At 66.7% G+C, this 13,861-nt stretch carries 14 protein-coding genes and 1 tRNA gene; 9 read left to right on the plus strand and 6 right to left on the minus strand.

The genetic code is table 11. The features are described 5' to 3' along the window. The first annotated feature begins 2 nt into the window (after window positions 1-2). Genes RIA68_08075 through RIA68_08090 form a run of 4 tightly spaced genes read left to right on the plus strand, consistent with a single transcriptional unit; the run spans window position 3 to window position 2,016 of the window. Window positions 3-311: a tetratricopeptide repeat protein gene (locus RIA68_08075; protein ID MEQ8317396.1), complete on the plus strand. Its 309-nt coding sequence runs from the start codon at window positions 3-5 to the stop codon at window positions 309-311. A gap of 19 nt (window positions 312-330) precedes the next feature. Continuing rightward, window positions 331-978 (plus strand): RecX family transcriptional regulator, encoded by a 648-nt coding sequence (locus tag RIA68_08080; GenBank protein ID MEQ8317397.1) that lies wholly within the window; start codon window positions 331-333, stop codon window positions 976-978. A gap of 37 nt (window positions 979-1,015) precedes the next feature. Further along, window positions 1,016-1,600 (plus strand): hypothetical protein, encoded by a 585-nt coding sequence (locus RIA68_08085; protein MEQ8317398.1) that lies wholly within the window; start codon window positions 1,016-1,018, stop codon window positions 1,598-1,600. Further along, entirely contained in the window at window positions 1,597-2,016 is a 420-nt protein-coding gene (locus tag RIA68_08090; protein ID MEQ8317399.1) for a rhodanese-like domain-containing protein, read from the plus strand. The genes RIA68_08085 and RIA68_08090 overlap by 4 nt, the downstream gene beginning before the upstream one ends. A gap of 6 nt (window positions 2,017-2,022) precedes the next feature. On the opposite strand, the gene RIA68_08095 is transcribed toward RIA68_08090, so the two are convergent. Further along, window positions 2,023-5,166, minus strand: a complete 3,144-nt coding sequence (locus tag RIA68_08095; GenBank protein MEQ8317400.1) for a PAS domain-containing protein — start codon at window positions 5,164-5,166, stop codon at window positions 2,023-2,025. Window positions 5,167-5,475: 309 nt separating this feature from the next. On the opposite strand from RIA68_08095, the gene RIA68_08100 reads away from it, so the two are divergent. Continuing rightward, window positions 5,476-6,066 (plus strand): hypothetical protein, encoded by a 591-nt coding sequence (locus RIA68_08100; protein ID MEQ8317401.1) that lies wholly within the window; start codon window positions 5,476-5,478, stop codon window positions 6,064-6,066. A 26-nt stretch (window positions 6,067-6,092) separates the two neighbouring features. After that, window positions 6,093-8,144, plus strand: a complete 2,052-nt coding sequence (gene asnB / locus RIA68_08105) for an asparagine synthase (glutamine-hydrolyzing) (protein ID MEQ8317402.1) — start codon at window positions 6,093-6,095, stop codon at window positions 8,142-8,144. Between the two features lie 20 nt (window positions 8,145-8,164). On the opposite strand, the gene RIA68_08110 is transcribed toward asnB, so the two are convergent. Both RIA68_08110 and RIA68_08115 read right to left on the minus strand, forming a co-directional pair. Then, a complete protein-coding gene (locus tag RIA68_08110) occupies window positions 8,165-9,133 on the minus strand; it encodes a mechanosensitive ion channel family protein (protein ID MEQ8317403.1) in 969 nt (322 codons plus the stop codon). A 33-nt stretch (window positions 9,134-9,166) separates the two neighbouring features. Next, on the minus strand, window positions 9,167-10,027 hold the full coding sequence (locus RIA68_08115; protein MEQ8317404.1) for a DUF481 domain-containing protein: 861 nt from the start codon (window positions 10,025-10,027) through the stop codon (window positions 9,167-9,169). Between the two features lie 158 nt (window positions 10,028-10,185). Here RIA68_08115 and RIA68_08120 point away from each other — a divergent pair, with 158 nt between their 5' ends. Then, window positions 10,186-10,902, plus strand: coding sequence for a peptidoglycan recognition family protein (locus RIA68_08120; protein MEQ8317405.1), 717 nt, complete (start codon window positions 10,186-10,188; stop codon window positions 10,900-10,902). Between the two features lie 17 nt (window positions 10,903-10,919). On the opposite strand, the gene RIA68_08125 is transcribed toward RIA68_08120, so the two are convergent. After that, window positions 10,920-11,726: a YggS family pyridoxal phosphate-dependent enzyme gene (locus RIA68_08125; GenBank protein ID MEQ8317406.1), complete on the minus strand. Its 807-nt coding sequence runs from the start codon at window positions 11,724-11,726 to the stop codon at window positions 10,920-10,922. A gap of 80 nt (window positions 11,727-11,806) precedes the next feature. Between RIA68_08125 and RIA68_08130 the strand changes: the two genes are divergently transcribed. After that, the gene (locus RIA68_08130) at window positions 11,807-12,298 is read left to right on the plus strand and encodes a redoxin domain-containing protein (GenBank protein ID MEQ8317407.1); all 492 of its coding nucleotides are present in this window, start codon (window positions 11,807-11,809) and stop codon (window positions 12,296-12,298) included. A 2-nt stretch (window positions 12,299-12,300) separates the two neighbouring features. On the opposite strand, the gene RIA68_08135 is transcribed toward RIA68_08130, so the two are convergent. Continuing rightward, window positions 12,301-13,248 carry an MBL fold metallo-hydrolase gene (locus RIA68_08135; GenBank protein ID MEQ8317408.1) on the minus strand — a complete coding sequence of 316 codons (948 nt, stop codon included), beginning with the start codon at window positions 13,246-13,248 and terminating at the stop codon, window positions 12,301-12,303. Between the two features lie 122 nt (window positions 13,249-13,370). Here RIA68_08135 and RIA68_08140 point away from each other — a divergent pair. Continuing rightward, window positions 13,371-13,443 (plus strand) — tRNA-Ile (locus tag RIA68_08140). Here the strand turns inward: RIA68_08140 and RIA68_08145 are convergent. Further along, on the minus strand, window positions 13,441-13,851 hold the full coding sequence (locus RIA68_08145; GenBank protein MEQ8317409.1) for a response regulator: 411 nt from the start codon (window positions 13,849-13,851) through the stop codon (window positions 13,441-13,443). The genes RIA68_08140 and RIA68_08145 overlap by 3 nt on opposite strands. Window positions 13,852-13,861: the final 10 nt, after the last annotated feature.

The following is a 13,861-nucleotide window of genomic DNA, read 5'->3' on the forward strand; positions in this document are numbered from 1 at the left end:
CCATGGACCGCATCGCCCAGCTCGGCAAGATGCTCGACGCCGACCCGAGCGACACCTTCGTGCTGTACTCGCTGGGCCAGGAGCACGCCAAGGCCGGCCGGCACGACGAGGCCGTCGGCTTCTACGAGCGGTGCATCGAGGCCGACGCGGGCGAGCACTACGCCTACTTCCACATGGCCCGCTCGCTCGAGGCGATGGGCGAGGACGAGCGCGCCGCCGAGGCCCTCCGCATCGGCCTCACCCGCGCCACCGCCGACGGCAACCAGAAGGCCGCCGGCGAGATCGAGGCGTACCTGTCCCAGCTCGCCTGAGGCCGCACGGGGGCGAATCGTGCCCGAGCCGAAGACCATCTCGCTTTCGCCCAGGGGCCCCAACCGCTGGAAGCTGGTGACGCCCAACCACCGCGGCGCGACCATCGACGACGCGGCCGTGGTCGACGGCGGGCTGGTCAACGGCGATCCATGGACGCTCGAACTCGAAGAGCGTGCCAGCCGCGTCGTCGCCGAGGCGGGCGCACGAATCGCCGCTACAAGGCTGCTGCGGGTGAGGCCCAGGTCGAGCACTGAGCTGCGCGAGCGATTGGGCAAGCGCTTCCCTAAGGCCGCCGCGGATCGAGCCGTCGACGCGCTCGTCCGCAGCGGGGCCATCGACGACGCCCGGCTCGCGCACGACATGGCCGAGCACCTGGGCGAGCTCAAGCCGCACGCGCGCGAGGCCATCCGCGACCGCCTGGAGCGCGCGCAGCTCGGAGCCGACGCGCTCGAAGCCGCCCTCGACGCCCATGCCCCCAGCACGCGGGAAGGCGAGCGGGCCGACGACGCCGCTCGGGCCCAGCTCCGCCGGCTGCGGTCGCTCTCGCTCACGCCCGAGGCCACTCGGCGGCGGCTGTACGGCGCCCTGGCCCGCCGGGGCTTCGACGCCGAGACCGCGGCGGAGGCCGTGGAGCGGATCCTGGGCGTCGACGACGACGGATTCTGAAGACGCCCTCGCCCTGGCCGGCTGAATAGCATCGCCCATGTCCAGGAATGCACGAATCGCTGCCGGTTGTCTCGCCGGCGTCTCACTCGCCGCACTGTGCGGGTGCGTCGCTCAACGCCCGACGGAGGCCACCTATGGCAAGATCATGGGTGCCGCGCCGTTGCCTGCATTGACGCAGGACCGCCCCGATGGGCCAATGAGCGCTGCAACGCCGCAGGCCAACGTCCTCGACCGCAGCGGCTGGGAGCCCATCGCCCTGCTGGCTCCGAACGACCTCACGCTCCACCCGCCCCACTACGCCCCGAGCCGCCTGCCCACGACCGGCGACTGGCGCTACGACGGCACGCTGCCCACGCTCTTGAACGTCGACCGATACGGCAGCAGCAACAAGCACCAGCTCAAGAGCCTGGCGATCGAGCCGTTCCTGCAGGCGTACGACCTCGTGATGATCCCGGTGCGGATGATCACGCAGACGCCGCCCAACCGCCTCGATGCCTCGCCCGACACCAGCTACGCTCGCGAGCCCAACGCGTGGCGGACCGACCTGCCCGCCACCGGACGCCCGATCGGCGAGCCCGGAGGCGTCGTCATCTCGCGTCCGGCCGAGGGCCGCCAATCGTGACCGGCTCGTTCGACGAGCAAGGCCTTCCCGCGGGCTACCCGTTCAAGCCGAGCTACGAAGTCTCGCCCAGGCGTGCGGCCGAGATGATGGCCAGCGGCGAGGCGCTGCTCGTCGACGTTCGCCTGGCCGAAGAGCTGGATGTCGCGTCATTGCCGGGCGTCGCCGACCACGTTCACGCGCCGCTGCACGAGCTCAACGACCACCTAGACGACATCGAGGACGCCGCCAACGGCAGGCCGATCCTCACGCTCTGCCATCACGGCGTGCGATCGATCAAGGCCGCGCTGGCGCTGCGTGGCTGCGGATTCGAGGGCGCTCTGTCGATCGCCGGCGGCATCGAGAACTGGTCGCTGGCCATTGACCCATCGGTGCCCCGCTACCTGCGCGACGGGGCCCACTGCACGCTGGTGGAGTAGGCACCTCTACGCCGCGGACCGGGCCTTCAGGGCGTCGCGAATCGCCGAAACCAGCACATCGCGGTTCGTCGGCTTTTCCATGTACGCATCGCAGCCTGCCTCGATGCAGTGCGCTCGGTCGCCGTCCATCGTGTGGGCGGTCAGGGCGATGATCGGCACGTCGCAGCCCTTCTCCCGCAGCTTCCGGGTGGTCGTGTAGCCGTCCATCCTGGGCATCTGCATGTCGGTCAGGATGACCTGGACCGGCAGCGGCGAAATGAGCGGCCCGTCGACGTGGCCGTTCGTGGTCAGCGCCTCGATCCCGTTCACGCCGTCTCTGGCCGTCATCACGTGCGCCCCGGCGCGCTCCAGGTGCATTTCGATGAGCCTGAGATTGTCGACGCCGTCCTCGATCACGAGGACGGACATGCCTGCCAGCGGACCATCCTGGCCGCCTTCGCGAGATGTTTGCATCAACGATGACTCCTGGAGTTCGAGCGGACCGGGCGGAAGCATCGACGCGCCCTCGACCGTTCCAACTCCGATGGACAAGGTGAACGTGCTTCCCTTGCCCGGCCGGCTCTGCACGGCGATGTCGCCCTGCAACATCTGGGCAATGCGCTTACTGATGAGAAGGCCGAGGCCGGTGCCGCCGAAGCGACGCGTCGTCGAAGCATCGGCCTGCGTAAACGCGTTGAACACGCGGTCCATCTGCTCTGGCGTCATGCCGATGCCGGTGTCCTGGACCTCGATACGGATGGTGCCGCCGTCGAGCTCGGCCTCGTACGCCATCGACACGGTCACGCCGCCTTCGCGGGTGAACTTGATGGCGTTGCCGATGAGATTCACCAGTATCTGTCGCAGCCTGGTCGGATCGGTCCGGACGACTTCCGGCACGCCCGTCGAACATTGCATCGAGAACGCCAGCGACTTCGCATCGGCGTTCACCCGCATGAGCTGGCCCACCCCGCGGAGGACGTCGGCCGGATTCGTCTCGATCGACTCGACGCCCATGCGTCCTGACTCGATCTTGGAAACGTCGAGGATGTCGTTAATGATGGTGAGCAGGTACTCACCGTTGCGTCGGATCGTGTGCAGGTGCGACGACCGTTCTCCAGCGGGAAGGGTCGGATCATCCAGCAATTCCGCGTAGCCCAGAATGGCTGTCATGGGCGTTCGGATCTCGTGGCTCATGTTCGCCAGAAACTCGGTCTTGCTCCGGCTGGCATCCTCGGCCCGGAGCCTGGCCTCCTGTAACTCGGCCTCGCGCTGCACCTCGGCCGTGACGTCCCGAGCGGTACCGTAGAGCCCGATCACCTGATCCTGGTCGTCCGTGCGGGCGCGGCCTTCGACGGCAACGTAGCGGACGCCGTTGCGCTCCTCGCGGCGCTCAAGCGTGAGCGCGTACGGCGTGCCCTTCGTCTTCGCGAGTTCGATGGCGGCGTGAAGTCGCTCCGCATCCGCGGGCAGGTAGCAGCCGATCGCAAGCTCGGATGACGGCGTGGTTTGGGTCGGATCGCAGTCGAACAGCTCGAAGAGTTGCCGCGACCAGGTGACCTCGTCGCTGCGCAGGTCGTGGTCCCAGCTTCCCATACGCGCAATCGACTGGGCCACTTCGAGCGCCTGATTCGACGCCGCCAACGCCTCGCGCTGGGCGCGCTGGTCGGTGACGTCTTGGAAGGCGCCTACTAGCCGGACGATCTTGCCGTTCTCATAGACCGGCTCACCAACAGCGCGGACCCATCGCCTGTTGCCCTTGGCGGTCACGATCCGGCACTCAACGTCCCAGGGCCTTCCTTCGCGAATGCCCTGCTCGACGCACTCGGTGATCTCTCGTCTTGAAACGCCCTCGTAGAACTCGATGGCCCGCTCGACGGACGGTGTGTAGTCCGGAGGCACCTCGTGGATCAGACGGACCTCGTCCGACCAGTACAGCTCTTCGGTCTCAACCTCGAGTTCCCAGCCCCCGATCGCGGTGATCCGGATCGTGTTGGCAAGCAGAGCCTCGCGACGCGCCGCCCGGACCTGGGCCTCGACTTGCTCGTGGACGTCCATCTGGATGCCGACGATCCGGTCCACGCGCTGACGGCCCATCGCCTTGATCGACGTCGCAAACAGGCGCATCCACCGCCACGAGCCGTTGCGATGTCGCACGCGGTACTGCACGTCGACGAACGTGGTAGCGTCCTGGGCGTGCCGTTCGATCTCGCCCTCGAGCTCGACGATGTCCGCCGGGTGCACGCGTGTCAGGAGCGTCGTGGCATCGTCGAGAAGGTCGACGGCGCGCTCGCCGAGCATGGCCGCCCAGCGCTGGTCGAACGTGAATCCGCCCGTGTCCAGGTCCCACATCCACAGGCCCATGCGACCTGCCTCGAGTGCAAGCTCGGTCGTTTCCATCGCTTCGCGCAGCCGCAGCTGCGCCTCAGCCTGCTCGGTGACGTCGCTGTGCGTTCCGATCATTCGAGTCGGACGCCCCTGGGCATCGGCCGACACGACGCGGCCCGACGCGCTAATCCAGCGCCATCCGCCGCCACGCTGGCGCGCCCGGAAGCGCACGTCCTCGAATGGCGCTCCGTTTCGCAGGTGGGCCGACAGCGCCCGGAGCGTCGGGCCAACGTCCTCACGGTGGATCCGCGACGACCAAGGCCTCGCGTTCGGAGCGTCGGCTGGCGGCACGTCGATCGTTGACCTGGTCCACTGGTCATCCAGCGTCAGGCTGCCCGATTGGACGTCCCAATGCCAGGTGCCGAGCTTGCCCACGCTGAGGGCCATTTCCGTGCGCGCCGCCTGCTCGACGAGCGCACGTTCGTGCTCGATCTGCTCCTGCTTGCGTTCGGTGATGTCCGTCTGGACGGACATGAACCCGGTCAGGTGGCCCCGTTCATCGCGACAAGGCTGCACGTCGACGAGCACCCAGTACGAACTGCCGTCCTTCGAGCGGAGCCGGAGCTCGCCCTGGAAGGACTCACCGGCGGACAGACGCTCGCATATCTCGGCGCTCGCCTGCGCGTCGATCTGTTCGTCGATCAAGACGTCGTCCGGGTTCTGGCCGAAAATCTCGTCCAGCGTGTAGCCGCTCAGTCGGGTGAATCCCTCGTTGACCCACTGCACTCGGCGGTCGGCGTCGGTCACGACGATGGCATTGGTCGTCAGGCGGGCCAGGTCCTCCATCCAGCCGGCCATCCTCGGGTCGACCGACGAAGAGGGGCGACCCGCCAGCCATCGGCGCGCCTTGTTCAGGGCGTCACGGATGCCCTTGCGGCGACCGGCCCTGATTCTGGAACCCCTTGGATGCACGTGGTCGGCTCCGATCAATCCGTCGGGACGAGCCCGATAACAGGCGGGAGGCGCCCTTCCTCCGGAGCGATGATCGGACCGAATCGGGGCCGACTGAAGCCGATTCTCGGCTCGATCGAGCACCCAGACATGGCGGAATCTCGACGGTGTCGGGCGACGGCTACCGGCCCCTACCATGCGGCGATGCCTCGTCAGCTCATGCGCTTCTACCAGCGCAGCCGGCTCTTGAACATCAACCTGAATCTCGTGCTGGCGGGGCTGATCGCCATTGCGCTGGCCAAGTTCCCGGTCATGCTCATCTCGGACTGGCTGGGCAAGGACCAGAAGCTCCTGATCACCATCATCGCCTACGGGCTGGACACCGTGTTCGACGTGGCCGCCTACTTCGGGCTGCACTGGGTCGCCAACCATTGGAAGCCTTCGGCCGTCCATGGCAAGGGCCCCAAGCCCGAGCGGCCCGCCCACCGCAAGAACTTCCTGATGGACGCCGGTCGAGTGCAGGCCGAGCGGATGATCCTCGTGCCCGTATTCGCGGCGGTCTCGATGGGCATGATGTACGGCCTGCAGCGGTTCGGCGGAGTCTCGGCCTCGTGGGCGTTCGTGTACGGCTTCGTGACGGCCATCCTCGTCACCCGCACGCTGCACACCATCAGCGGCATCTGGACAGGGACCTTCAAGGGCGACCACCACTTCGCCGCAGGATCTGCGCCGCCGGACCCTGCCGCGCCGCGGACGATGCAGAAGACCGCCGAGCGCGAGCGTGAGGCCGTGTAGGGCGACCTTCGCCTACAACCCCCACCATGTGCGGCATCGCCGGCGTATTGCGGATTCATGAGCCTGGCCGGGCCCCCCACCCCCTCGAGGCCATCCCCGAGGCATGGCTCGACGTGCTCGACGAGGGCATCAAGCACCGCGGCCCCGACGGCCAGGGCCGATTCCGCGACCGGGCGACCCGCCCCGACGGCGCCATCGTCGACGTCGCGTTCGTCCACCGCCGCCTGAGCATCCTCGACCACGAGGGCGGCCACCAGCCCATGGTCCACGACGGCCAGCGCCTGCGCCCCGACCTGACCTACCAGCCCGGCGAAGAACCCAAGCTCGCGCACGAGCTCTGTTCAGACAAGCCCCTGGTGGCGGTGGTCTTCAACGGCTGCATTTACAACCAGCACGAGCTGCGGGCGGAGCTAACGCAGCAGGGGGCGAAGTTCGAGACGAATCACAGCGATACGGAAGTGTTGGTGCATGGGTGGCGCGCTTGGGGGCAGGCGGACGGCCACGCGTCGGAACTCCAACGCCGGCTCCGCAGCATGCACGCCGCACTCGTGTGGGATCGACGCATCGGCCGCGTCCAGTCATTGCGAGACGTGTTCGGCGAAAAGCCGCTGTATCGCTTGCCCGTGGTGCTCGGAATTACGTTCGCTTGGTCGAGTGCGCCTGCCGCTTTCCGAGCAAATCTGGAAGATGCGGAGCACATCCAACCATCAGCCCTGCGAGGCTGGATCCGCCACGGGTGGCACACGCGGTTCCACACGGTCAACGAAACAGTCGTCGAAGAGAGATGCGCGTCCGATGACCCGACCCGAGACGATGGCACGCCGATGCCGGGCGGCTTCGGCGTGGCGCACTGGATCGACCATGCCGGCACCTCGAGTAAACCTCTGACCCCGCATCGACTCGAAGAATTGATCCGCAAGGCTGTTTCATTGCGTCTCGAAGCTGACGTTCCGCTGGGTTGCTTCCTGAGCGGGGGGATCGATTCATCGCTGATTACGAAGATCGCCCTCGACGAGCTCGGATCGATGCAGTGCTTCACCGTTCGCATGCCCGATGCCGCCTACGACGAGTCGTCGTACGCCCAGGAGGCCGCCCAGCAGATTGGTGCTTCGCTGGCCGTTCTCGACTGCCACGACGATCCAGCACGCGATCTGGTACACCTCATCGAGGGCCTCGGTCTGCCGTTCGGCGACAGCTCGCTCTTGCCCACGTACTGGGTTTGCCGCGCGGCGGGTGACGCAGTGCGTGTGGCTTTAGCTGGAGATGGAGGGGACGAGCTCTTCGCGGGGTACGACCGTCACACGATCAGACCGCTGGCGAACAAGCTTCGGCCGATCTCCAGGTTCGTCCATCCCGCCTTGTTTCCTGATCAAAATCCTCGCTCCCGAACTTCGAAGGCGAGGAGATTGCTGGCTGCCCTACGCACCGGCGATGGAAGCCTTTCAGCCGAACTCGTGGCAGTCTTTCCAAGAACCGAGTTGTCACGCCTGCTCGGTCCGCAGGACGACCGGCTCGGTGATGCCATTCGCACGCTCAAGAGTCGATCGCGCGACGTACGCATCTGGGACATCGACTACTACCTTCGTGGCGATCTACTACGCAAGACCGACACCGCATCGATGGCCGTCCCACTCGAAGTTCGGTGTCCCTTTCTCGATGCAGAGCTGGCCCAAGCAGCAATCGAAGCACCCAATCACGTCCTCATGCCCAACAACGAACGCAAGGGCCTCCTCAAGCAAGTCGCCCGCCAGTACCTCCCCGCCTCCATCGTCGATCGCCCCAAGCAGGGCTTCGCCATCCCCATCGGCCAGTGGTTCCGCGACGACTACGGCGGGCTGCGGCAATTGCTCTACGACCACCTGGAGTCGGCCGAACCGTTCCCAGCCCTTGCCGATTCGGGCGTCAGCATCAACATGAAGTTCGTCCGCCAGATGCTGCGCGAGCACGACGCTGCCGGCGAGCGGTCGATCAACCCGTGGCACGGGCGCGACCACTCGCAGCGTTTGTACATGCTGCTGGTGCTCAGCATCTGGGCAAAATGGCTCGACGGGTTACGACCCGCCGAGCCATTGGCGTAGTTCCGGGTTGTCGCGCCGGCTCAGCCCTTGTCGAGGCTGACCTTGATCGTGTTGGGCACGTGGACGTCGCGCTGCGGGAACGGGATGCCGATGTCGGCCTTGTCGAGCGCGTACTTCACGTCACGCGTCAGGCGTTCCTTCACGGCCCAGTAATCGGCCGAGTTCACCCAGACGCGTACCGACCAGTCGATCGTCGAATCGCCGAGTCCGCCCAGGTAGACCACCGGCTCTTCCTCAGGCAAGCGACCCTCGACGTTCCGGGCGGCTTCCAAGAGCGTCTCGCGGGCCTTGTCGATATCGGCGTCGTATGCGGTGCCGACCGAAACATCGACGCGGCGCGTTGCGTGGTGCGACACGTTTTCGATCGTGTTGCCGAAGATCGAGCTGTTGGGCATGATGATCCGCCGCTTGTCGGGCGTATCGAACGTGGTGGTGAAGAGTTCGATCTCGTCAACCTTCGCCGTCACGCCGTTGACGTTGATGACGTCGCCGACGCGGTAGGGCCGGAACACCAAAAGCATGACGCCGGCGGCGACGTTGCCCAGCGTGCCCGAGAGCGCCAGACCGATCGCAAAGCCGAGGGCCGCGAGCACGGCAGCAAAGCTCGTGGCCTCGACGCCGAAGGTCTGGAGGATCGTGACGGCGCCCATCACCATGATGGCCCACTTCACGATATTGCCGAAGAACTTGGCCAGCGTAATCTCGACGCGGGCCTTGGTGATCGCCTTGATCGTCAGGCTCTTGGCCCACTTGGCCACGAGCAGAACGATGATGATCAGGACGATCGCCACCACGATGGGCTGCAGGATCGTCCATAGCTCGGCCATGGTGATCTGGTCGAACTGGCCGGCGCTGACCTTGCTCCAGAGCCCGGTCGCGGCCTGCTCGAATTCCGACGGCGGCGGCGTCACGTCACCCTGAGCGCCCTCCGCTCCGGTCGCTTCGCCCTCGGTCGCGGCCGTCTGGGCACCTTCATCTTGCAACAACATAGATTCGTCCTCCCACGGAGAATTGGTGAGCGATCAGAACGTCGCCAGGATCGTCAAGAAGTAGTTCACGTCGTTCTCCTTCGCGTCGCCCGAGTTCGAATCGAACTCGTGCTCAACGCCGATCCGCAGGCGGACGTCGGCTTCCTCGGCCAGCAGCACGTCGTACGACGCAAAGCTGACGGCCCGAACCTCGCCGAAGTCGTCGAGCGCCGGGAACACCTCGGTACCAGCGGCAAAAGTGTTTCGCTCGTTGATCTCCCAGACGAAGTCCAGACCAATGAGGCCCTCGGGAACCCAGGTGTCGTCCGAGCCGCCGAATTCTCGCGTCACGCCGCCACCAACGCGGCCCGTGAGCGACGCACGATCCTGGCCCCCGCCGAGCAGGGCCCGTTCCTTCAGGAAGTCGTATCCAAGGCCGCCGAAGAGCTGTAGCCGCGTGTCCCAGTCCTCGAACTGGTCGTACTCGTACACGCCGAACACGAAGGTGAAGTAGCGCTCTCCGGGGTACTTCCAGTCGTTCTCGCCGCGGGCCCGCGCCTCGTTCTCCGAGGCACGGCCGTCGTCCTCGCCGTAGAGGTACCGTCCCCTGAAGAGGGTTCGCAGTTCGTCGGTTTCGCGCTCGGTCTCGAAGATCGCGCGAAGGTCGAATGAATCAGAGTTGCCGCTCGAGCCGTTCAGGCCGACCTCGACGGACCGGGTCCAGCCGGTCCAGAAGCTCGCGGGCCCGCTGGAGTCTTCGACGCCCTCAACGCCCTGATCGCCTTCCGCCTCGGGCGATGTCTCTTGGTAAGGGAATTCGATGGTCGGCAGGCCGAAGTCCGACGCTTGAGCGAAGGTCGCCATCGCCGCGGTCGCAGCACACGTCAGGATACGGATTTTGTTTGATTCGTGCATGGTCTTCTCCCTGGGCCAGCGTTGGCGCGAGCCGGCCCCGAAAACCGAAGACCCCCGCCCCCCATTCGCCATGAGGGTACCAGTTTACCGCCGTCTTCCCGACCAGTCGACGCCCGAATCTCCACGCGAGGGAGGCCCTATTCCGATACACTCGGTCTATGCCCGACCATGCTCCCTCCCGGCGGCACGTCCTCTCCGGCGGCCTGGCGCTCGGCGCCCTGGTTCTGGTCGGCTGCGCCCCGTCGCGGACGCGCGTATCGGGGCCTCCATCACCGGTCTGGCCTAGCAGGCGGCGCCTCGGCAGCGGGTACCCGCGCGACGCCGAGCCCGGCACGACGATCGACGTGCCGGCGCCGGGGGGCATGCCGCGGGTGATGCCGCGATCGGCCTGGACCGGCACGCAACCCACCCTCGCGCTGGCCAACCGCATGGGTCGGATCGAGCGAATCACCATCCACCACGACGCGATGGACGCCGCGGGCTTCCGCTCTGCTGGGGAAGCTCGCCAGCGGCTGAGCGACATCCAGCGGGCGCACCTTGGCAATGGCTGGGCCGACATCGGCTACCACTATGCCATCGACCCAATGGGCACGGTCTGGGCCGCTCGCCCCGTGCAGCTCCAGGGCGCCCACGTGCGCGACTGGAACGAGCACAACCTGGGCATCATGATGATGGGCAACTTCATGTACGAGCGCCCCACTCCCGCAGCGCTCGCGTCGCTCCGATCGCTGGTACGGAGCGAGAGCGCCCGCTACCGCGTGCCCGCCGCACGCATCGGCACGCATCGCGAACTCGCGACCACGGCCTGCCCGGGCGACACCCTCCAGCGCCAGGTTGATCTGGCCCGCAGCCAGCGCATCGCGGGCTTTGCCTGAACAAGACGCGGTCGAGGTCAGGATTCTGACGAGTCTTCGCCGGCGCCCTCGGGCTCGCTGAAGATGGCGCTGCCGACGCGGACGAGGTTCGAGCCCTCTTCGATCGCGACCTCGTAGTCGCCCGACATGCCCATCGACAGGATGTTGAAGTCGCGACCGACCAGGCCTTCGCTCTGCACGTCCTCGAAGAGCTCGCGGCATCTCCCAAACGTGGGGCGGCTGTCTTCGGCCCGTTCGCCGTCGGGCGCCATCGTCATCAGCCCCCGGAGCCGGAGATGGATCATCGAGTGGATCTGCTCGACCACGTGCAGCACGGCCGGTGAGGGGCACCCGGCCTTGCCGGCCTCGCCCGAGCAGTTCACCTGCAGCAGGATTTCGACCGGCTTGTCCCGCTTGAGCCCGACCTCTTGCAGTTCTTCGGCAACGCGGAGGCTGTCAACGCTGTGGATGAGCCGGCAGACATCGGCAACTTGCCGGGCCTTGTTGCGCTGCACCTGCCCGATCATGTGCCAGCGGATGGGCTCGTGCTTCGAGGCGGGATCGCCGCCGAGCGCCGCGCCCATCGCGCGCATGCGTGAGGCCTGCTCTTCGAGCATCGGCGCTCGCTGGAGCAACTGCTGTACGCGATTCTCGCCGAAGTCTCGGTGGCCGGCCTGGACGAGTTGGAGGATCTGGTCGGGCTCTGCGTACTTGGTGACCGCGACCAGCAGCACCTGCTCGGCGCGCCTGCCGGACTTCGCCGCGGCGCGCTCGACGCGGTCGCGTACCGACGCGAAGCGATGGAGGAGGTCGCCGTCTGTCGAAGCAGGTCCTGCGATCGCCATGCCCTAGCATACGCCGCGCCCGCGAGGCGAAACACGCAGTCTGATCGTTTTCCCCCCGACCATCCTGGAGCCCCACACGCATGCCTCCGACCACCGAGCTGCCCGCCCGTTCCGAGCCCATCGCCGTCGGCGACGCCGCGCCCGACTTCACGCTCCTCGACCAGGAGAGCCAGGAGTGGACGCTCTCGAGCGCCCTCGAAGACGGCGACGTCGCCCTGTGCTTCTATCCGATGGACTTCAGCCCCGTGTGCTCGACCGAGATGCAGTGCGTCAACGACGAGTTCGACCGCTGGAAGGACAAGGGCGTCCAGGTCGTGGGCATCTCGTGCGACAGCTTCTTCACTCACAAGGCCTGGGCCGATTCCCTGGGCCTCAAGCAGACCCTCGTCGCCGACATGCACCGGGCGGTCTCCAAGGGCTATGGCTTCTACTGGCCCGACCTCAACGTCTCCAGCCGCGGCACCGTGCTGGTCTCCAAGGGCGAAGACGGCGCTCCGGTCGTCCGCTGGGTCCAGAAGCGCGAGATCAAGGACGCGATGAACCTCGACGAGCTGCTTACCCAGCTCGCCTGAGCCTACAGCCCGAACACCTCGCCCCGCTCGGTCACCCGGAAGCCCCGCCGCTGGACCTCTCTGCGGGCCTTCGTTCCTTGCCACTGCGCCGGGTTCGTGTGGTTCAGGTGGAGGAATCGCACGCGCCCGCGGTGCTCGAAGGGCAGGGGATCGAGGCGATCCATCGACTCGGTGATGCGCGGATGCGGGAACGTGCTCATGTCGCGGCCGGGGATCTCGTTGTCGTCGTAGAAGGTCCCATCGAGGTAGGCGAGATCGACGTCGCGTACGAGCTCGAGCACGTCGACGCCCAGGTCCGCCCACTCGTCCCACGAGTCGATGTCCGGCAGGAACAAGACCGAACGGTTCGGGCCGTCGATGCGAAACCCGACGACCTCGCTGTACTCCTGACGGTGCGGCACGAGGAACGCCGTCACGCGCACGCCGCTGCCCAAGTCGACGGGCGCGTCGACGTCCAGGGGACGCAGTTCGATGTTCTCGTACCGAACGAGTTGATCCCAGGGGCCGTTGTTTGACAGGAAGTTCGCCATCTTCGAGGCCACGTACGTCGGCACGCCCGATGCGCCCATCGACTCGTGGCCAAGGAACATCAAACCCGTGTAGTGTCCGATGTGCGCGTGCGTGATGAACACGCCATCGAGCCGGATCGGCGTCTCGGCCTGCGGCTCCGCGCGGCTGAGCATCCACGCCTGCTCGCGTAGATCCGGCGTCGCCTCGATGAGCCACCGCCGCCCGGTCGCGGGATCGACGATGCCCAGCGACGCCGCGAACCGCCGCTTCGAGGGATCGAGCCGGGCCGGGTGGTCCGCCGGCGAGTTGACCTGCGGCGAGCCGGCGTCCTGGGCCGTCCCGAGGACGATGACGTAGGGCCCGTCCATCGCCGCGGAGCCTGGCGTGTGACGCGTCGCACACCCCACGACGACGGCGCCGAGCACCACGAGCCACGCCATGGCCAAGCCCCGTCCGACCAGCCCCGTTCTACGAACCGCTCCGCGCATGCCGCCACCTCCGCCCGATGGTACAGCCGCCCGCCAGCCAAGGCCTGCCCTATCGTCTGCGCACCAACACACAAGGCCCCGTAGCTCAGCGGTTAGAGCACGCGACTCATAATCGCTCGGTCCCCGGTTCGAATCCGGGCGGGGCTATTCCTGGGCCGCGAAGGCATGTTCGATGCCGAAAACCTCGTCGATGAGGTCCAGCAACTGCGATGTCTCGAACGGCTTCTTCAAGAATTGCACGTTCTTGAAGTCGCCGAGCTTGGTCTGCGATGCGTCGGCGAATCCGCTGATGATGATGATCGGTACGTCGGAGATACGCCTCAGGTTGTCCGCCAGGCTCCCGCCGTCGCCGCCGGGCATGTTGAGGTCGCTGATCACCAGGTCGGCTCCGTGCGCCTGAAACAAGCTCAGCGCTTGCCCGCCCGAACAGGCGGACTCGCAGCGATAACCGACGCTCGCCAACCGAGCGACGAGCGCCTGCAGCACGCTCGGATCATTGTCAACGAGGAGAATCGATTGCCTGCCTTGGTCTGACACTTCTCCGCCTCCCTTCATCGCGTTCGTC

The organism is Phycisphaerales bacterium, from assembly GCA_040217175.1.
In the GTDB taxonomy this organism is placed as follows: Bacteria; Planctomycetota; Phycisphaerae; order Phycisphaerales; family UBA1924; genus JAHCJI01.

What these genes read in the sequence shown, in the direction of transcription:
- RIA68_08095 (MEQ8317400.1), bottom strand. Translation starts at nt 5,166, where the DNA reads ATGGAGGACCTGGCCCGCCTGACGACCAATGCCATCGTCGTGACCGAC.
- RIA68_08145 (MEQ8317409.1), bottom strand. Translation starts at nt 13,851, where the DNA reads ATGAAGGGAGGCGGAGAAGTGTCAGACCAAGGCAGGCAATCGATTCTC.
- RIA68_08120 (MEQ8317405.1), top strand. Translation starts at nt 10,186, where the DNA reads ATGCCCGACCATGCTCCCTCCCGGCGGCACGTCCTCTCCGGCGGCCTG.
- RIA68_08135 (MEQ8317408.1), bottom strand. Translation starts at nt 13,248, where the DNA reads ATGGCGTGGCTCGTGGTGCTCGGCGCCGTCGTCGTGGGGTGTGCGACG.
- RIA68_08100 (MEQ8317401.1), top strand. Translation starts at nt 5,476, where the DNA reads ATGCCTCGTCAGCTCATGCGCTTCTACCAGCGCAGCCGGCTCTTGAAC.
- RIA68_08115 (MEQ8317404.1), bottom strand. Translation starts at nt 10,027, where the DNA reads ATGCACGAATCAAACAAAATCCGTATCCTGACGTGTGCTGCGACCGCG.
- RIA68_08125 (MEQ8317406.1), bottom strand. Translation starts at nt 11,726, where the DNA reads ATGGCGATCGCAGGACCTGCTTCGACAGACGGCGACCTCCTCCATCGC.
- RIA68_08110 (MEQ8317403.1), bottom strand. Translation starts at nt 9,133, where the DNA reads ATGTTGTTGCAAGATGAAGGTGCCCAGACGGCCGCGACCGAGGGCGAA.
- RIA68_08075 (MEQ8317396.1), top strand. Translation starts at nt 3, where the DNA reads ATGGACCGCATCGCCCAGCTCGGCAAGATGCTCGACGCCGACCCGAGC.
- RIA68_08130 (MEQ8317407.1), top strand. Translation starts at nt 11,807, where the DNA reads ATGCCTCCGACCACCGAGCTGCCCGCCCGTTCCGAGCCCATCGCCGTC.
- RIA68_08085 (MEQ8317398.1), top strand. Translation starts at nt 1,016, where the DNA reads ATGTCCAGGAATGCACGAATCGCTGCCGGTTGTCTCGCCGGCGTCTCA.
- asnB (MEQ8317402.1), top strand. Translation starts at nt 6,093, where the DNA reads ATGTGCGGCATCGCCGGCGTATTGCGGATTCATGAGCCTGGCCGGGCC.